General features: G+C 68.8%; 15 protein-coding genes, 2 pseudogenes and 2 riboswitches. Of the genes and pseudogenes, 2 read left to right on the top strand and 15 right to left on the bottom strand.

Annotated features, from left to right (window positions below; translation table 11 throughout):
* Positions 1 to 138: 138 nt before the first annotated feature.
* Positions 139 to 1,766: pseudogene (locus ACAG26_RS15760) on the bottom strand (acetolactate synthase).
* A gap of 109 nt (positions 1,767 to 1,875) precedes the next feature.
* Between ACAG26_RS15760 and ACAG26_RS15755 the strand changes: the two are divergent.
* Positions 1,876 to 3,789 (top strand): ABC transporter ATP-binding protein/permease, encoded by a 1,914-nt coding sequence (locus tag ACAG26_RS15755; RefSeq protein ID WP_370483718.1) that lies wholly within the window; start codon positions 1,876 to 1,878, stop codon positions 3,787 to 3,789.
* A 118-nt stretch (positions 3,790 to 3,907) separates the two neighbouring features.
* Here ACAG26_RS15755 and ACAG26_RS15750 read toward each other — a convergent pair whose 3' ends face one another.
* The 3 genes from ACAG26_RS15750 to ACAG26_RS15740 all read right to left on the bottom strand — a co-directional run bounded on the left by ACAG26_RS15750 (position 3,908) and on the right by ACAG26_RS15740 (position 6,661).
* Entirely contained in the window at positions 3,908 to 5,362 is a 1,455-nt protein-coding gene (locus ACAG26_RS15750) for an FAD-binding protein (protein WP_370483716.1), read from the bottom strand.
* Positions 5,359 to 5,859 (bottom strand): VOC family protein, encoded by a 501-nt coding sequence (locus tag ACAG26_RS15745; RefSeq protein WP_370483714.1) that lies wholly within the window; start codon positions 5,857 to 5,859, stop codon positions 5,359 to 5,361. The genes ACAG26_RS15750 and ACAG26_RS15745 overlap by 4 nt, the downstream gene beginning before the upstream one ends.
* A 118-nt stretch (positions 5,860 to 5,977) precedes the next feature.
* Positions 5,978 to 6,661, bottom strand: coding sequence for a TetR/AcrR family transcriptional regulator (locus ACAG26_RS15740; protein WP_370483713.1), 684 nt, complete (start codon positions 6,659 to 6,661; stop codon positions 5,978 to 5,980).
* 119 nt (positions 6,662 to 6,780) lie between these two features.
* On the opposite strand from ACAG26_RS15740, the pseudogene ACAG26_RS15735 reads away from it, so the two are divergent.
* A pseudogene (locus tag ACAG26_RS15735) lies at positions 6,781 to 7,239 on the top strand (nitroreductase family deazaflavin-dependent oxidoreductase).
* Positions 7,240 to 7,245: 6 nt separating this feature from the next.
* Here ACAG26_RS15735 and ACAG26_RS15730 read toward each other — a convergent pair.
* From ACAG26_RS15730 to ACAG26_RS15680, 11 genes are all read right to left on the bottom strand, one after another.
* Entirely contained in the window at positions 7,246 to 7,896 is a 651-nt protein-coding gene (locus ACAG26_RS15730; protein WP_370483741.1) for a hypothetical protein, read from the bottom strand.
* A gap of 195 nt (positions 7,897 to 8,091) precedes the next feature.
* The gene (locus tag ACAG26_RS15725) at positions 8,092 to 8,685 is read right to left on the bottom strand and encodes a LysM peptidoglycan-binding domain-containing protein (protein ID WP_370483711.1); all 594 of its coding nucleotides are present in this window, start codon (positions 8,683 to 8,685) and stop codon (positions 8,092 to 8,094) included.
* 178 nt (positions 8,686 to 8,863) lie between these two features.
* Positions 8,864 to 9,778, bottom strand: a complete 915-nt coding sequence (locus ACAG26_RS15720) for a sterol desaturase family protein (protein WP_370483740.1) — start codon at positions 9,776 to 9,778, stop codon at positions 8,864 to 8,866.
* Positions 9,779 to 9,866: 88 nt separating this feature from the next.
* Entirely contained in the window at positions 9,867 to 10,616 is a 750-nt protein-coding gene (locus tag ACAG26_RS15715) for an MgtC/SapB family protein (RefSeq protein WP_370483709.1), read from the bottom strand.
* 153 nt (positions 10,617 to 10,769) lie between these two features.
* A complete protein-coding gene (locus ACAG26_RS15710) occupies positions 10,770 to 11,054 on the bottom strand; it encodes a WXG100 family type VII secretion target (RefSeq protein WP_071025891.1) in 285 nt (94 codons plus the stop codon).
* Between the two features lie 11 nt (positions 11,055 to 11,065).
* Positions 11,066 to 11,362, bottom strand: coding sequence for a WXG100 family type VII secretion target (locus ACAG26_RS15705; protein WP_071023654.1), 297 nt, complete (start codon positions 11,360 to 11,362; stop codon positions 11,066 to 11,068).
* Between the two features lie 41 nt (positions 11,363 to 11,403).
* Positions 11,404 to 12,666 carry a PPE family protein gene (locus tag ACAG26_RS15700; protein ID WP_370483706.1) on the bottom strand — a complete coding sequence of 421 codons (1,263 nt, stop codon included), beginning with the start codon at positions 12,664 to 12,666 and terminating at the stop codon, positions 11,404 to 11,406.
* Positions 12,667 to 13,063: 397 nt separating this feature from the next.
* Positions 13,064 to 13,236: riboswitch (M-box (ykoK) riboswitch) on the bottom strand.
* A 133-nt stretch (positions 13,237 to 13,369) separates the two neighbouring features.
* Entirely contained in the window at positions 13,370 to 14,770 is a 1,401-nt protein-coding gene (locus ACAG26_RS15695) for a PPE family protein (RefSeq protein WP_370483704.1), read from the bottom strand.
* 36 nt (positions 14,771 to 14,806) lie between these two features.
* Positions 14,807 to 16,060, bottom strand: a complete 1,254-nt coding sequence (locus tag ACAG26_RS15690) for a PPE family protein (RefSeq protein ID WP_370483702.1) — start codon at positions 16,058 to 16,060, stop codon at positions 14,807 to 14,809.
* Positions 16,061 to 16,325: 265 nt separating this feature from the next.
* On the bottom strand, positions 16,326 to 17,558 hold the full coding sequence (locus tag ACAG26_RS15685) for a PPE family protein (RefSeq protein ID WP_370483701.1): 1,233 nt from the start codon (positions 17,556 to 17,558) through the stop codon (positions 16,326 to 16,328).
* Positions 17,559 to 17,575: 17 nt separating this feature from the next.
* Entirely contained in the window at positions 17,576 to 17,875 is a 300-nt protein-coding gene (locus ACAG26_RS15680; RefSeq protein ID WP_370483699.1) for a PE family protein, read from the bottom strand.
* Positions 17,876 to 18,158: 283 nt separating this feature from the next.
* A riboswitch (M-box (ykoK) riboswitch) is annotated at positions 18,159 to 18,331 on the bottom strand.
* Positions 18,332 to 18,418 lie beyond the last annotated feature (87 nt).

Below are 18,418 nucleotides of genomic sequence, written 5' to 3'. Positions count from 1 at the left end.
CGAACTACGTAGAGACGAGGACCGGGGCACAGCCCCCCAACCCCTTGACAAAAACCCCTTACGAAGGTGTCCCCGGCCGACACGCCTGGTGAAAACTCGGATCTGCGCACGCTCGCGGGCGGGGTCACCGCACCTCCATCAGGCGAGGTTCGATCGGCGCGGGTAGGCCACCGTCGGGTCGGTCAGCGTGTTGACGACGGCCGGCAGCCCGCTGGCGAAGGCGCGCTCCAGCGCGGGCCGCAGCTCGGCGGGGCGGGTCACCAGCTCGCCGTGCCCGCCCGGCGTGGCCACCACCGCGTCGTAGCGGGTTTCGGGGCGCAGCTCGGCCACCACCGAATAGCCGTACAGCGCCTCCATCGGGTGTTTCTCCAACGCCCAGATGCCGTTGTTGCCGATCACCGAGACGACGGGCACGTGGTGGCGGGCCAGGGTGTCCCATTCCATGCCGGAGAAGCCGAACGCGCCGTCGCCCTGCAGCACCACCTGGCGGTCGGGCCGGGCGAGTTTGGCGGCCAGCGCGTAGCCCGGCCCAAGCCCAGGCAGCCGAACGGCCCGCTGTCCAGCCAGGCGCCGGGCACATAGCTGTCGATCATCCGTCCCGCGTAGGAGCCGAAGTCGCCGGCGTCGATGACGACGATCGCGTCGCGGTCCAGCAGCGGCGCCAGCTCGGCGTATACCCGCATCGGGTGCAGCGGGCTGCGGTCGTCGGCCAGCTCGGCGTGCTCGGCGGCCCGGGCCGCGGTCTCGGCCGCCCGTAGCTCCTCGATCCACCCGCCGTGCTCGGGTCCGGCGGCGGCCAGCGCCGACAGAATCGCGGTGACGTCCCCGTAGATTTCGGCGGCGACCGGGCGCGGAGGGTCGCGGTCGGGTTTGGCGCGGTCGATGACGACCAGCTGGGTCTGCTGCCCGAACACCGCGCCGAAGCCGAGCCGGAAATCCATCGGGACACCGACCACCAGCGCCAGGTCGGCTTCCTTGAGGGCTTTGCCCCGCGCCCGGGAGAAGGCCAGCGCATCGTCGGCGGGCACCGCGCCGCGGGCCATTCCGTTCATCAGCACCGGGATCCGCCGCTGCTCGGCCAGCTCCCGCAGTGCCCCCTCGGCGTGTCCCCACCAGACGTTGGTCCCGGCCATGATCACCGGCCGTTGCGCGGCGGCCAGCAGGTCGGCGGCGCGCTGCACGGCGTTGCCGTCGGGCGCCGGCGGGGCCGGCAGGTCGCTCAGCGCTCCGGGCGCGCCGTCGTCGACGGCCTCACCGAACACGTGATCCATCGGGAAATCGACGAAGCTCACCCCCGACGGCGCGGTGACCGTCGCCCGCAGCGCGTCGTCGACCAGCCGGCCGGCCTGCCCGGAGGAGGCGGTGGCGGCGAACCGGGTCAGCGGCGCCACGAACGGCACGTGGTCGATCTCCTGCAGCGACCCCATCCCCCACCGGCCGGCCGGTGCCCGCCCGCCCAGCACCAGCAGCGGCGAACCGTTCTGCTGGGCGGCCGCCATCGCGCTCATCCCGTTGGTGACCCCGGGCCCGGCGGTCAGCGCGGCGACCCCCGGTTGCCGGGTCACCTTCGACCAGCCTTCGGCGGCGAACGTCGCGGTCTGCTCGTGGCGGGTATCGATCAGCCGGATCCCCTCGCTGCGGCAGCCGTCATAAATGGAGAACAAATGCCCGCCAGACAGGGTGAAGACGGTGTCGATACCGCTGGCCTTCAGCCGCCGGGCGACCAGCCGGCCCGCGTGCACGGGGCTGGTGGGTGCGCTGTTCATCTGGCGAGCGTAGCGAGCAACCCGCGGGAAATTCGGCGCATGCCCCAGGCCGCGCGGTGCGGTAGCTTCGCGGCAGAGCATCAGCCACCGCAGCAAGGAGACGTCGCAGGTGAAACCGTTCGAGCCGTCGATCGATTGGGGCCATGCGCTGCCCGATTCGCTGGTGTGGGTGGCGATCGCGTGGTCGATCACCGCGGCGTGCGTGGTCGTGGTGCTGGTGCTGTTGAAGTTGCTCACCCCGTGGGGGCACCAGTTCTGGCGGATCACCGGCGACTACTTCACCGGCCGCGGCAGCGTCCGAGTCTGGGTAATGCTCGCGGTGCTGTTGTTGTCGGTCATCCTCGCGGTGCGGCTCAACGTGCTGTTCAGCTACCAGGGCAACGACATGTACTCGTCGCTGCAGACCGCCTTCCAGGGTGGCGCCGCCCACAACGAAGCCGTCAAACAGTCTGGGGTGCACGGATTTTGGATGTCCATCAGTATCTTCAGCCTGATGGCGGTAATCCACATTGCGCGCTACATGCTCGACATCTATCTCGCGCAGCGCTTCATGGTGGCCTGGCGGGTGTGGCTGACCGACCGGCTGACCGGCGACTGGCTGGATGGCCGCGCCTACTACCGGTCCCGGTTCATCGATAGCACCATCGATAACCCGGACCAGCGCATTCAGCAGGACATCGACATATTCACCGCCGGGGCGGGCGGCACCCCCAACTCGCCTGCCAGTGGCACCGGCAGCACGCTGCTGTTCGGCGCGGTGCAGTCGGTGGTTTCGGTGATCTCATTTGCGGCCATTCTGTGGAACCTGTCCGGGACGCTGACCCTCTTCGGGTTCAGCATGCCGCGGGCCATGTTCTGGATCGTGATCGTCTATGTGCTGGTGGCAACGATCTTCGCGTTCTGGATCGGACGTCCGCTGATTCGATTGAGCTTCCGCAACGAGCTCACCAACGCCGCGTTCCGCTATGCGTTGGTGCGGGTGCGCGACGCCGCCGAGGCGGTGGGCTTCTACCGGGGTGAGCGGGCCGAGCGCGTGCAGTTGCGGGAACGTTTCACGCCGATCATCAACAACTACCTGCACTACGTGAACCGCACCGTCGGGTGGTTCGGATGGAACATATCGGTGACTCAGGCGATTGTGGTGGTGCCGTGGGTGGTTCAGGCGCCGCGGCTATTCGCCGGGCAGATCACCTTCGGCGACGTATCCCAGACCGCGAGCGCGTTCGGCAACATGCATGATTCCCTGTCGTTCTTCCGCAACGCCTACGACAATTTCGCCAGCTACCGGGCGGCCATTATCCGCCTCCACGGGCTGGTCGACGCCGACCAGAAAGCCCGCGCGCTGCCCGAACTTCTCACCTTGCCCAGCGAGGACGGCGAAGTGACCATCGAGGGCGTGGAGGTGCGCACCCCCGACGGCGACCAGCTCATCGATCCGCTGGATGTGCAGCTCGGGGTGGGTGACCGGCTGGTGATCACCGGGCCGTCGGGCAGTGGCAAGACGACGCTGCTGCGCAGCCTCGCACAGCTGTGGCCGTACGCGTCTGGGACGCTGCGGCGCCCCGAAGGGCTGGGCGCGACGATGTTCTTGTCCCAGTTGCCGTATGTGCCGCTGGGTGATCTGCGCGCGGTGGTGTCCTACCCGGCGTCCGCCGGTGAGATCCCCGACGACGAACTGCACGATGTGTTGGTCAAAGTGGCACTGCCGCACCTGGTTCCGCGCCTGGACGAGGTGCAGGACTGGGTGAAGGTGCTCTCCCCCGGTGAGCAGCAACGCGTCGCGTTCGCCCGGGTGCTGTTGACCAAACCCAAGGCGGTGTTCCTCGACGAGGCGACCTCGGCGCTCGACGAGGGCCTGGAGATGACGCTGTATCGCTTGCTGCGCACCGAATTACCCGACACCATCATGGTCAGCGTCAGCCACCGCGGCACCGTCGAGCAACACCACAACCAGCAGCTGGAGCTGCTCGGCGAAGGCCGCTGGCGGCTGGGCCGGATCGAGGCCGAGCCAGCCCGGGTGTAGACAACCCGGCCGGCGGTGACCACGTCGCGAACGTGCGCCCACGCAGCGAAAGGTCGCGTGCGAACCTGCGGGAACGCACTTTCGCGGACGAGCCGGTGACTCGGCGAGCACGCTGGCGCTAGCGGCGCCCCGCGGCGTGGGTGCCGGCGCGGCGGCCGAAGAACGAGCCCTCCCCCAGCTGGGTGCCGCTGGCGTAGCCCTTGCCGTCCTGGGCGAGGTTGGCCGCACAGGCGCCGGCGGCGTACAGCCCGGCCACCACGCTGCCGTCCTCGCGCAGCACCTCCCCGTCGACCGAGGTGCGCAGGCCGCCGATGGTGAACCCGGCATACATCGCCTTGCCCAGCGACAGGTCGAACGCGCCCCACGGCCCCTGGTCTTGCGGGGCAAGGAATTCCGGCTGCTTGTGGAAGTCGGGGTCCTCCCCGCGGGCGGCATTCTCGTTGTAGCGGTTCAACGTCGCGACCAGGTTGCCTTCCGGGATGCCCAGCGCCGCTTCCATCTCGGCCACGGATTCCCAGCCGTCGATCAGCGGCACCAGCGGCACCTGCGGATGCTTGAGGTGGGCTTCGTCGACGATCAGGAACGCCGCGCTGTCGGGCTGATCCATCACGAACCCGGAGGTGCGGGAGTGGTAGGAGTCCTCGGCGACGAACCGCTGCCCGAGCTTGTTGACGATGATCCCGGTCAACAGGATCGACGGCGGGTAGGCCGGCGCGGTGATGAACACCTGGTCCATGTGTTTGGTGGCGCCGCCCGCCGACACCCCCAGCCGGATGCCCAGGCCGTCGTCGTAGGTGTTGCCCAAAACGAACGGTTTCTCGGCCAGCTTCGGGGTGTACTGGGCGACCATGTCCGGGTTCATCACGAACCCGCCGGCGGCGATGATCACCGCCTTGGCCCGGATCGCCCCGGTTTCGGTGAACCGCTTCCAGCCCACCCCGGTCACCGCCCCGGCGCCGTCGACCACCAGCTCGGTGGCCCCGGTCTCATAACGGATCTGCACGCCGAGCTGCTCGGCGCGTTTGAGCAGCAGGTCGATCACCAGCTTGGCGCCCTCGGTGTCGCCGGGCACCGGCACCTTGTGCCCGCGCGGGGCCGGCACCGCCTGATCCTTGAACGGCCACACCTTCTCGTTGCCGGTGTACATCAGCCCCTCGGTGTTGGGCTGGATCACCGCCTTCTCCGGGTAGTAGCTGCGCTCGAACTGAAAACCCAAGTCCTCCAACCAGTTGAAGTGTTCGACGCTGCCGTCGCAGTACGCTCGGATCTTGTCGGGTTCGGGCTCGCGGGACACTGCGACCAGGTACTTGTACATCTCGTCGGGCGAGTCGGGGTGACCGGTGGCCTGCTGGACCGCGGTGCCGCCGCCGAGGTAGAAATGCCCACCGGCCATCGCGGTGGTGCCGCCGGCCGCGGCGGCACGCTCGAGCACCAGGACCCGCGCCCCGGCGGCCGCGGCGCTGACCGCCGCGCAGCCCCCGGCGATGCCGAAGCCGACCACCACCACGTCGACGTCGTCGGACCACGAGGCCACGTCGTCGGCGCGAACTGTTGCTGGGATCTGGGTGCTCACCGCTGCTCCTGTTTGATGTAGTCGAAAAACGCTCGGATCTCCGGACCGATATGCGCGATCTCCACGAACGGCACCGCGGCCTGCGGGGCGGACAGGTAGGCGAACCGCATCCCGCCCGGCATCACCCCCTGCTGCACCACCGTCGCGCCGTCGTCGCCGGCGGTCGCCACCGCGGCAGCAAAGCCCTCGGGGCTGTCGGCCTCGACGCAGATGTGGTGCAGACCCGGCCCGCTGGCGCGGAGAACGTCACTATAGATGTTCTCCCCCCGGACCGGTTGGATCAGCTCCAGCTGCATGTCACCGAGGTAGCTCAGCGAGATGCTGGCCACGAAGTCCGCCGGCTTGCCCCGGTAACTGCAGGTGTCCGGACCGAAGTGCACCTCCGGCATCCGCACCCACTTTTTCACCCCTAACAGCCCGGTGAGCGCCGTTTCGGTGGCGTCCAGGTCGCGGGTCACCCAAGCGATCTGGACAGGTGTCTGGGCAGAATTTCTCATTGCCTGGCAGGATAGCTCAGGACATCACCGGGCAGAAGATGGTTGCCCCGATCCCCCAGGCGGCCACCGGCACCAGCAAATGAACACGTTCTATTTTGATGACCGATCGGCGTCCACGTCACGGTTGAGTCAACACGCCAATCAGCAGCCAAACCTGGGTTTCGAATACCGCCGCCGGATCGGTCAGCGTGTCGGGCCCGTAGCCGCCGAACACCTCCAGGCTGATCGCGCCCACCACGGCGGACCAGATCAGGAAGCACTTGGCGACGGCGGCGTCGTCACCGACAAAATTGAACTCGTCGCGTAACCGTTCGAAATCATGTGACATCGCCTGCGGCACAGGTGTGTTGGCGAGCGCCACGTCCCCCGCGGCGATCCCTGCGCCGATCGATTCAAGAAAGGCGCCGACGACGCGGGTGCCGGGTCCAACCGTCCGCTCGGGCGGCGCCTGATACCCGGGCACCGGGCTGCCGTATAGCAGCGCCCAACTGGCTGGTCGTGCGACCGCCCATTCCCGCGCCGCCCGTGCGATGGCGAGGACATCGTCACGCCACGAGTCGGACGCGGCCGCACGGGCCCGGTCCACGCTGTCGGCAAGATCCGTGTACGCGTCGACCAGCAACAACGTCAACAATTCGTCGCGGCTGGCCACGTACCGGTACACCGCCGAGGACACCATGCCCAGATCGCGGGCGATCGCTCGCAGCGACAGTCCCGCCGCACCGTGACTGACCAAGTGACGCCGACCGAGATCAACGATCTGCGCCTCGATGCGATCCCGCGCGTCCTGGCGTTTGCCCACGCCGCCAGTCTGGCATAACCGAGAGCGCTGCTCTTGAATTTCGGCGCGCGTCGTGCCACAGTCGTGATTGGCGAGAGCACCGCTCTCGAATTCTCAGACGTTGGACCGGAGGCCCCGTTATGTCCGTGCGATACGACCAACCGAACTGGACCGCGCGTGTCGGCAATACCGTGATCCGTTGGCTCGCCGAAGCCGGCGTCAGTGTCTATGGAACACAAGCACTGCGGGTCCGCGGCCGCAAGACCGCAAAGCGTCGCGGCGTGGTGATCAACCTGCTGACCGTTGACGGAATGCGTTACCTGGTCGCACCACGTGGTAACACCCAGTGAGTGCGCAATGCGCGAGCCGCCGGCGTCATCGAACTCGGACCACGCTGGCGTCATCAGCCGATCCAGATCACCGAATTGGCCGACAATGCCAAGCCGGAGCTACTGCGCCGCTATCTCGCCAAGTGGTACTGGCAGATTAAAGGCCACGCTGCCGGATTGACGCCGGCATCCACCGATGACGAACTGCGTGCCGCCGCTCCCTTGATCCCAATCTTCGCGTTGCTGCCAAGCCCCGCTCGGCCACGCTGATCGTGGTCAGGCCGGCGGAGCCGGGGCGGCGGGAACCCCGACGTCCTCGCCGACCTGCTGGGAGATGGCCTGCCAGGACACCGCGGCCGGGAACTGGCCCCAGGTGCTGTTGAACAGCCCCACGATGCGGGCCGGGCCACCGCCGCCGACCACATACACCGGTCCGCCGGAGTCGCCCTTGTCGCTGATCACGCCGTCGGTCATGGTGAACCAGCCGTTGTTGACGCGTTCCACCGTGCCGCAGCTCTCCCCGGTGATGATGCCGAAGTGGCACACCGCTTCGCCGGGCTGGGCGGACACCCCGGGTGCGGACACCAGGGCAAGCCCGCCGGGCAGGATGTTGTTGGTCTGCACGTCATCGGCCAGCACGATCGCCTCGTAGTCGGCGATCTGCTGATCGGTGTTGACGGTGGCGCCGTTGGGCGTGTTGTCGCGGAACGTCGCCAGGTTGCCGATCAGGTGGCCATCCTGGTCGGTGACCGCCCCGCTGCCGCGGCAATGCCCCGCGGTGAAGGCCACCCGCAACCCGGGATCGACGTAGCCCAAGGTGCAGACGTTGTTGTCCTGGTCGATCTGCATACCGGGGTACACCAGCACGGGGTCGGCGCGCGCGGGCACCGGGGGCAGCGCGACCGCCAGCACCGCCGCGCCGACCATCGCCGTGAACAGGTGGGTGACCACGCGCCGCACCGTCGACTCCGATCCTCCGGGCCGGCCCAGCACCGACCCCAACCACTGGCTGCTCAGGTTACCGGCGCAGCGTCGCCAAACGTTACCGACCGGGGTGTGGCGAAAAACGCGCGGCGGCCCAGACATATCGCTGGGCCGCCGCGGCGATCAGGGTTCGAGCGCTCAGGGGATGGTGAGCACCTGCCCCGGCTGGATCAGGTCCGGGTTGGCGATGCCGCTGGCGTCGGCGATTTGCTGGTACTTGTTGCCGTCCCCGTAGAACCGCTCGGCGATGGCCCACAGCGTGTCACCGGAGACCACCGTGTAGGTCCGCGCCTGGGGCTCCGGTTCCGGCTCCGGCTCGGTCACGGTCTCGACGACCGGTTCCGCGGCGGCGGGGGCGGCCTCTTCGGCAGCGGCCTCGGGCGCCGGCGGCGGTGGGGCGTCGGTCTCGGTCTTGGTCGACCACGCCGCTCCGTCCTTGGCGTACAGCACCAGGTTGCGGTCGTCCTGCAGGACGAGCTTGACGTCCTTTTTGCCCTTGGTGTCGGTGTGCCACACCGGCTTGTCGGAGGTGTAGAGCACAAAGTTGCCGTCCGGCTGCACCTCGGCGCGCACCACGTCCTGGCCGTTGGTGCCGGTCGACCAGATCGCCTTGCCGCGCACCGCCAGCACGAGGTTGCCGTCGTCTTGCAGCGTCAGGGTGTAGGCCCCATTGTTCGAAGTCAGCGACTCCCCTTTAATGAGTTTCTTTCCTGCGGTGAGCGTGTCTCCCACGTCATTACCCTTCTCATTGGCGCGGCCCCGCCACTACCGGCCGGGCATCGTTGCGTGTGCACGACGACCGCGAGCCTACTGACTTTGCGGTGGTGTGGGGCGTGTTCGACTCGCCGAAATCCAAACCGATCGGCCAACAGCTGGTAAACAGCCATCCGGCCGACACGCGGGCCGTCAATCAAAGCCGTTGGTGATCGCGGTTTCCCGTCGGCGACGCGGCACCCGGACCGGACCCCGCGGTCTCAGCGCTCGGTCGCCATCCCGGCGGACCGAAGATAAAGCCCAGCCGGTCGCGCCACCGGGTGGCCGCGTGCACGTCGCGGCCGATGGCCCGGTATTCGTGGATCTGCAGGGTCCAGATGTTGAAGGTGTCGACCTGGGTGGTCAGCCCGTAGTGCGGGCGGAACAGCTCGGGCGCAAAGGTGCCGAACAGCCGATCCCACAGGATCAGGATGCCGCCGTAGTTCTTGTCCAGGTATTCCGGATCCATGCCGTGGTGCACCCGGTGGTGCGACGGGGTGTTGAAGACGAACTCCACCGGCCGCGGCAGCTTGTCGATCCGTTCGGTGTGCACCCAGAACTGGTAGATCAGGTTGACCGAGAAGCTGACGAACACCAGCCAGGGCGGAATCCCCAACAGCGGCAACGGAACCCAGGCCACGATCTCGCCGCTGTTGTTCCATTTCTGACGCAGCGCGGTGGCGAAGTTGAAGTACTGGCTGGAGTGGTGGGCCTGATGGGTCGCCCAGATCAGCCGCACCCGGTGGGCGACGCGGTGATAGCTGTAGTACAGCAGGTCCACGCCGAGGATGGCGATCACCCAGGTGTACCACCGGGTTGCCGCCAGGTGCCACGGCGCCAGGTAGGCGTAGATGGCGGCATAGCCGAGCAGGGCGAGCAACTTCCAGCCGGCGGTGGTGGCCACCGACACCAGGCCCATCGAGATGCTGGCCCAGGCGTCGCGGCCGAGGTAGGCACCGGCGGCCGGGCGTCCAGCGGCCGGCTCGAGCCGTTCCAGCTTGCGGGCCGCCAGCCACTCCAGGATCAGCAGCAGCAAGAAGAACGGGATGGCGAACAGCACCGGATCCCGCATTTGCTCGGGCAGCACGGATAGCACATCCGTGATCGCCTCCACGCCAGGCACACGACGAGCCTAATGCGTGGCCGCTGCGCCGCCGCTGTTACAGGTCGCTCCCGCGCTCGGACACCGAGTCGGGCGGCGGCATGGGGCTGGGCTGGTCGTCGGAGTACCAGTGCACCGCGTAGACGCCCGGCTGCAGCGACAGTTCGGCGACCAGGCGCTCCAACCGGTCGGGGGCGTGGCCGTCCATCAGCAGGTACGCGGTCAACGCGATGCTGTCGTTGTCGGCGCGGCTGGTGTGGAATCCGCGCAGCGTGATGTCATTGCTGGCGGCGTTTTGCACGATCTGGGCGCGGGCGTACTTCTCGGATTTGGGGCGACAGATCACCTGCAGGTGGTAGGGCTGTTGGCGTTCGTCTTCCTCCACGTGGTGGTCGCGGTCGATGAGCCGGCCCAGCGGGCGGCCCAGCAGGTGGGTGCCGACGATCGTCGCGGTGGCGATCAGCGCGAACAGCAGGTGCCCGGCGGCGGCCAGCACCCCGACGGCGGCCGAGCACCACAGCGTGGCGGCGGTGTTGAGGCCGCGCACGTTGAAGCCCTCCCGCAAAATGACGCCACCGCCGAGGAACCCGACCCCGGACACCACATACGACGCCACCCGGGTGGGGCTGCCCACATCGTTGGCGGCCACCGCGTACAGCACGAACAGGGTGGCCCCGGTCGCCACCAGCGCGTTGGTGCGCAGCCCGGCCATCCGCGCCCGCCACTGCCGCTCCAGGCCGATCAGCGCGCCGCAGCCCAACCCGACGGCCAGGCGCACCGTGAAATCCGCGATGCTCAAGGTCTGCATCCGGCGCCTCTCGTTTCGCGTCCAGCGGGGAACTGGTTACCAGTGTGGACGAGTTCGGCGTCGGGTGCGCCGCCCGTTGGGGCGCCGAGCGTGAATTCTTTGCGAGATTTTTCGCGGATCGTCGCTAGCGGTTCACGTTCGGCGCCCCGGGGGTTAGGCCCAGCTGGCGCTGACGGCGCCGTCGGTGGAGGCCATGTTGCCGCCGGCGGTCTGCACCTTGTTGCCGTGGGTGGCGGCTTGTTCGTAAATGACTTGGAAGTTGCGCCCGAGTTGGGTGATGAATTCTTGGCAGGCCACCGAGCCGGAGCCGCCCCAGAAGTCCCCGGCGGCCAGGACGTCGGCGATGATCGCCTGGTGTTCGGCCTCCAGGGAGGCGGCCTGGGCTTTGATCAGGGCGCCGTGCGCGTCGACGTCGCCGAACTGGTAGTTGATGCTCATGTCTTGGCTCCTTAGCTGCTCAACGCCGTCTGGGAGGCGGCTTCTTGCTGCTCGTAGTTGTTGGCGTCGCGGATCAGTCCGTCACGCACCCCGTGCAGCATGTTGACGATGTTGCGAAACGCGGTCTGCATTTGCCCCATGGTGTCGTAGGAGGTGTTGGCCGCGGTCCCGCCCCAGCCGGCCCCGGTGATGTTGGTCGAGGACGCCCACATCTTGCGGGCCTCATCCTCGACGGTTTGGGCGTGCACGTCGAAGCGGCCCGCCATGGCCCGCATCTGGTGCGGATCGGTCATAAAACGCGTAGGCATCTCAAAATCTCCTTAACTCGTTGACTGTCAACAGTTTTCGGTCACCCGGCGGCCGGCGGCCGGGCGATGACGGTGGGCCGGAAGCCGTATTTGGGCGTCGCGTTGCCAAAGCCGTTGCCGAGCATCCCCGACATCGGCATCCCGGGCATCCCCGGCACGCCGCCCTCGGGAGCCGCCGTCATCGTGGTGCCGGTCAGCGTGGTGCCGACGGTGGTGTTGGCGCCCGGCACCGCCGACGCCCAGGCCTGCGGCACCGACAAGGTGGCCTTGACCGTCGCCGCCTGGCCCATCCCGGCCGTCACCGACCCGGCACCGCCCAGGCTACCCAGACCACCCGGCCCGAGCATGCCCATGCTCACCCCCGGCACCGCGGGCATCGCCATCCCCGGCGCGTCCAAACCCAGGTTGGCGCCGCTGGTGGCGGCGTGGATCGCGGCCAGATCCGCCCCGACCTGGGTGATCCCGGCGGGAGCCATCGGGCTCAGCGAGCTGCTGAGCAGGTTAGTCCCGCCGTTGAGGAAATCGGAGGGCTGAAGACCGAAATAGCCGGCAATTTGCGACAAGATCGTGCCAGGTGTCACTGCGGTCGACGTGGACCCAGCGGCGGTGGACGCCGTGGTGGACGCCGTGGAGGCGGTGGACTGCAGCGGTGAGGCCAACTGCTGCAACGCCGTCGGCATCGTCGAGGTCAGCTGGGACAGCGCCGACTGGGTCTGCGAACCGGCGGCGGTGCCGCTCGCCTGGCTGACCGCCGCACCCTGCTGGGCGACTCCCGCGGTGTTGGTGGTCTGCGGTGCGGCCGTAAACGGTGTCACCTTGGTCGCCGTCGCCGACGAGCCCGCGTACCCGTACATCGCCGCCGCGTCCTGGGCCCACATCTCCCCGTAATGCGCCTCGGTCGCCGCGATCGCCGGGGTGTTGAGGCCCAAAAAGTTCGTCGCCACCAATGCCGCCAACTGCGCCCGATTCGCCGCCACCATCGCCGGCGGCACGGTGGCCGCATACGCCGACTCGAATGCCGCCGCGGCCGCATTAGCCTGCGTCGCAGCCTGCTTGGCCTGCCCGGCCGTGGTGTTCATCCACGTCACGTACGGCATCGCCGCAGCGGCCATCGACGCCGACGCCGGACCCGACCACCCGTCATCGGCCAGCCCGGAGATCACCGACCCATACGACGACGCCGCCGAACCCAATTCAGCGGCCAACGCATTCCAGGCCGAGGCGGCAACCCGCAACGGGCCCGACCCAGCACCGGCATACATCCGCCCGGAGTTCACCTCCGGCGGCAACGCACCGAAATCCATCACCACACCCCCTTGGTTACGGCCGAAGCCGGGCAGGCGTCCATGCGGGCCGGTAACGCGCACATCCGCGGAACTGCGTGTCCCAGAACGTAAGACATGGACTTTCTCCTCACAGCACAGCCCAACCCGACACGGCTTGGTCCGCTGTGGTGGGCGCGCGCACCAGGACACCCGCCGGCGAAGTGCAGGCGTGTGTCAGGAAATGAGGCGCAAGCCGATTCAGGAGGCGGACGTGCAGCCGGGGCCGGATCGGAACGAAACGGTCATCGATTGCGGATAGGGACTATCTCCACTGGGACTCAATCTCGCTCTCACCTCCTCACGGCCAGGGCACACGGGGGTGCCGTCACGGTGCACACAACGTGGGATGAGAGCTCCGGACCAAACCCGCCCGGGCACCGCACCCCTCTCGTCAGAGCTTCGGCACTACACGGCGTGATCCGGGGAATCCCGGAAGCCACTTGGGCTCAACCCTTAAGCCGGGAGGAGCTGTCCTGACCCGGGGCGTCTTTCGACGTTCGGGGTCAGTGGCCTGTGTCCATGTAGACGCCTCACCTAGCGAGGTGCATACATCGGCCATCGTGGCATCAACTCGCACGCGAGTCAACCCGAACACGGTGCCGACCGCCCAACACACCTGCGATTCGGCTCACCTATGCACCGGCGTGCATGAATTGTGGCTTCGCACAAGCACCTTCACGGCTTAGAACAGCTGGGAGCGCGGCGGCGTCATCCGGGGCTTGTCGCTGTTGGAGACATGTACCGCATGGATCCCCGGCTTCTGCTGGAGTTCGGCCAGCAGCGCGTCGAGGTGTTCGGAGTCGGTGCGCCAGTGCTGCACACTTTCTGGTTTCTCCGCCATTTCGGCCACAACGCGTTGCAGATTCGGCGACGACTCTTTGTCTTTGAGGTCTTTGACGTCTTTGGTCGCGGCGGCGCGCAGCTTGCTGCCGCCACCGGTCAGGGTGCGCGGGATCGCGGTACCGAGCGCGCCGGCGGCCATACCGGCCATGCCCGTTTCACTGAACAGACTCATCTGGCTCACCGCCGCCGCGGGCACCGCGCCCTCCCCCGCGGACGACAACACCGCGGCGACGGTCCGGATCGCCGGGGTGGCGGTCGCCCAGCTCGGCGGGGTCGACAATGCACCGACAAAACCGGACTCGCCCACGCTCGCCGATACCGCCGCCGAGGCGGCCGCCGGCAAGCCGGCCGCGGGGAGCGCGGGTCCCGCCGCGGAGCCGGCCCCGGCGCCGGCCACCCCGACGGCCACATCGGACAGGTGCCGTCCGCCGATCACCAAACCCATGATGATGCTGATGAGGATGTCATTGGCCGGCAGAATCGCTTTCGGCAGCAGCTCCACATCGGCGGCCAGCGACGCCAACGGGGAGGAGTTGATGCTGCTGAGCAGATTCGTCAACGACGAGACCGGGTCGGCGGCGGCGGCCGGGGCGGCGAGGCTTTGCAGCGCGCCCGGTGTCGTGGATGTCACCTGGGACAGCACCGACTGGGTGTTGGACGCGGCCGAGGACCCGACGGCCTGCGCGACCGCGGCGCCCTGACTGGCGCCGCCGGCCGGGTTGGTGTTGGGTGCGGGCGCGCTGAACGGCGTCACGGTGGCGGCGGCCGCGGATTGTCCGGCGTAGCTGTACATCGCGGCGGAGTCCTGGGCCCACATGCTGGCGTATTGGGCTTCGGTGGCCGCGATCGCCGCGGTGTTCTGACCCATGATGTTGCCGGCAACCAAAGACGCCAGCTGTGCCCGGTTTGCGGCGATGACCGGCGGGGGAACCGTTGCGGCGAAAGCGGTCTCGTAGGCCGCCGCGGCCGCCCTAGCCTGGTTGGCGGTCTGCTCGGCTTGGGTTGCGGTGGTGGTCAGCCACGCCACATACGGGGCGGCTGCGGCCGCCATGCTCGCCGAGGACGGCCCCGTCCATGCCGCCGTCAGGCCCGAGATCGCCGACGAATACGACACCGCGGAGGCGCGCAGTTCGGCCGCCAGGCCTTGCCAGGCCTCCGCGGCGGCCCGCAGCGACGCCGACCCCGGGCCGGCGTACATGCGCCCGGAGTTGATCTCCGGTGGGAGGGCTGCGAAATCCATTGCTAGGCTCCTTGATCGGCTACGAGCACACCGCGGTCACTCGGCCTCGTGTATCACGAAGATGTTGGCGGTGGTCGCAAACTCCTTGCCCGCCGACGCGCTCGCGGCGCCCACACTCCGAGCGGCGGCGCCGCCGGTGCCGACCATGCCCCGCCCGGCCAGACCGGACATGGCCATATTGCTCAACATGCTGGCCTGCCCCTCCTCCGCGAACGCCAGCGGAGCCGCATTCAGGTTGGTTTCGGGCAGCATCGCGGCGGCCGCTTTGATCGCCGGGGCCGACGACGCCCAGCTGGACGGCACGGACATGCCCGCGATCCGGCCCGCACCGCCCAGGCCCGCCGACAGCTCGCTGAAACCGGTTGAGCTCGCGGTGGCTGGTCCCATACCGAGGATGCCGGCCAGTGGTTCGCCGACCGCCGCCGCGGGCAGGGTGGACACCTTCTCGGCGGCGCTGGTCAGGTTGGCCGACGCCTGCGGCAGCAGATAGCTCTGGATCCCGAGCAGATACGGCACACCACCGATCGTGAACAGCGACGCCGGCGACAACGGCCCGGTGATGAAGCTGTTCAGCGCCGAGAGCAGCGACGGCGGATCGGCCGCCGCCGCGGGAGCCGCGGTGGTGGCGGAGGTGATGGGCGAGGCGAGGCTCTGCAACGACTGCGGCACCGTCGACAACAATTGCGGCAAGGCCTGCGCATGCCCACCGGCCGACGTTGCGGTGGCCTGGGCGACGGCGGCGGCTTGGCTTGTCCCGCCCGCCGGGCTGGTTGTCTGCGGCGGCTCGTTGAAGGGCGTGACTTGCGCGGCGGACGCCGACGAGCCGGCATAGGCGTACATGGCGGCCGCGTCCTGGGCCCACATCTCGAGATAGTGGGCCTCGGTGGCCGCGATTGCCGGGGTGTTCTGTCCCAGAATGTTGGTCGCGATCAGCGACGCCAGCAGGCTGCGGTTGGCGGCGATCACCGGCGGGGGCACCGTCGCCGCAAAGGCCGCCTCATAGGCCGCCGCCGCCGCGGTGGCGCCCGCCGCGGCCTGTTCGGCTTGGGCCGCGGTGGTCGACATCCACGTCACGTACGGCGCGGCCGCGGCCGCCATCGACGCCGAGGACGGGCCCGACCACGCCCCGCCGGTGAGCCCGGAAATCACCGAATCGTAGGCGGCCGCGGTGGAGGCCAGTTCGGCGGCCAGCGACTGCCAGGCCGCGGCCGCCGCCAGCAGCGGTCCGGGCCCGGCGCCGGCATACATCCGCCCGGAGTTGATCTCCGGCGGCAACGCTCCAAAGTCCATCTTCTCTACCTCCGGTTATCGACTGACGGTGTCCGCCTACGTCCACTCGGCGGCTAGGTCAGCCGGAACCGCCCGACCGGGACCACGATGCGAGTTGCGCGCCATTAGCCCCGCCGGTGCCGGCGGTGACGTCGCCGCACCAGTGATTGCTCGTCATCGTGGGTTCTCCTAACGTTCACCCAGCGTCGCAGCCAGGGCTGTCATCCCGCTGCCCCATAGCTGCGAGTTTCCTGGGAGGTCGCTGCACGTCTGCCGGGCACCGGTGTCAGCCGGCGGCCGGTGGGCGGGCGATGACGGTGGGCCGGAAGCCGTATTTGGGCACCGCGTTGCCAAAGCCGTGGCCCAGCATCCCCGACATCGGCATCCCGGGCATCCCCGGCATCCCGGCTTCGGGGGCCGCCGTCATCGTGGTGCCCGCCAGCGTGGTGCCGACGGTGCTGTTGGCACCCGGCACCGCCGCCGCCCAGGCCTGCGGCACCGACAGCGTGGCCCCGACCGTCGACGCCTGGCCCACACCGGCCGACACCATCGACCCCGACCCGGCCAGGCCGCCCAGGCTGCCCAGGCCGCCCGGTCCGAACATGCCTATTCCCACACCGGGCACCATCGCCGCCATGCCTGGAGCGTCGAAGCCCAGATTGGCACCGACGGTGGCCGCGCGCATCGCAGCGATGTCCGCTCCGATCTGGGTGATCCCGGCCGGCGCCATCGGACTGAACGAGCTGCTGAACATGTTGGTCGCGCCGTTCAACATGTCCGACGGTGTCAACCCGAACGGACCACCGATCGACGAGAGCACCGAACCGGGCGTGGTGCCGCCGGTGGTCGCGCCGGTCTGCAACGGTGAGGCCAGCCCCTGCAGCGCGGTCGGTGTGGCCATGGTCAGCTGGGACAGCACCGACTGGGTCTGCGAGCCCGCCGCCATACCGGCCGCCTGGGACACCGCCGCACCCTGGCCGGCCACCCCGGCCGGATTGGCGGTCTGCGGCGGCGGGGTGAACGGACTCACCTGCGACGCCGCCGCCGACGCGCCGGCATACCCGTACATCGCGGCCGCATCCTGGGCCCACATCTCCCCGTAATGGGCCTCGGTCGCCGCGATCGCGGGCGTGTTCAACCCCAAAAAGTTCGTCGCCACCAGCGTCGCCAACTGGGCGCGATTCGCGGCCACCAACGCCGGCGGCACCGTCGCCGCGTACGCCGCCTCAAACGCCGCCGCCGCCGCGGTCGCCTGGCTCGCCGCCTGCGTCGCCTGCCCCGCTGTGGTGGTCATCCAGCCCACGTACGGCATCGCCGCGGCAGCCATCGACGCCGACGCCGGACCCGACCATCCCTCGCTGGTCAGCCCGGAAATCACCGCGCCGTACGCCGACGCCGCCGAACTCAGTTCAGCGGCCAGTCCATTCCACGCCGACGCCGCGGCCATCAACGGCCCCGCCCCCGCACCGGCGTACATCCGCCCCGAATTCACCTCCGGCGGCAACGCACCAAAATCCATCACGCACCCCCATCCGGTTACCCGGCCGCGACGGCGTTGGCGGCTTCGGTGGCCGCGTACGAACCGGCGCTGACGCCCAGCGTGTTGACGAACATTTCGTGAATCGCCGCCGCCTGGGCGCTGACCGTCTGGTACAGGGTGGCGTGCGCGGCGAACTGGGTCGCCGTCAGCGCCGAAACCTCGTCCGCGGCAGCGGGAATCACCCCGGTGGTGGGGGCAGCGGCGGCCGCGTTCTGGGCGCTCAACGCGGAGCCGATGCTCTGCAGGTTGCCCGCCGCGGCGGTCAGCAGTTCTGGCTGGGTGGTCACAAACGACATGGAATTCTCCTCCGGGAAGGATCCAGTCCGGCTGCCGCCCAGGAGAATCGGGCACGCGACAAGACACGCATCCGCGATGCGGAGGCGACGTGATGAACGCGGCGCAGCTCGACTCAGCGAGCGAAGGTGCCGGGGCCGGATCGGAACGAAACGGTCATCGATTTCGGATATGGACTATCGCTGGGACTCAATCTCGCCCTCACCTCCTCACGGCCGGGGCACACGGGGGTGCCGTCACGGTGCACACCAAGGGATGAGAGCACCCGAGGGGACCCGCCCGGGCACCGCACCCCTCTCGTCAGAGCTTCGGCACTACACGGCGTGATCCGGGGAATCCCGGAAGCCACTTGGGCTCAACCCTTAAGCCGGGAAGAGCTGTCCTGACCCGGGGCGTCTTTCGACGTTCGGGGTCAGTGGCCTATATCCGTACAGACGCCTCACCTAGCGAGGTGCATGCAGCGCCATGGTGGCATCCGTCACAGACGCCGGTCAACCCGACTCCCCGGCCATCACCCGCCTAGCGGCCGCCGCACCGGCGACTCG

Origin of the sequence: Mycobacterium sp. pUA109, from assembly GCF_041287095.1 — a bacterium.
GTDB lineage: Bacteria > Actinomycetota > Actinomycetes > Mycobacteriales > Mycobacteriaceae > Mycobacterium.
Note: the sequence above shows the minus strand (reverse complement) of the source record. Positions and strands in the feature narration are given on the sequence as shown.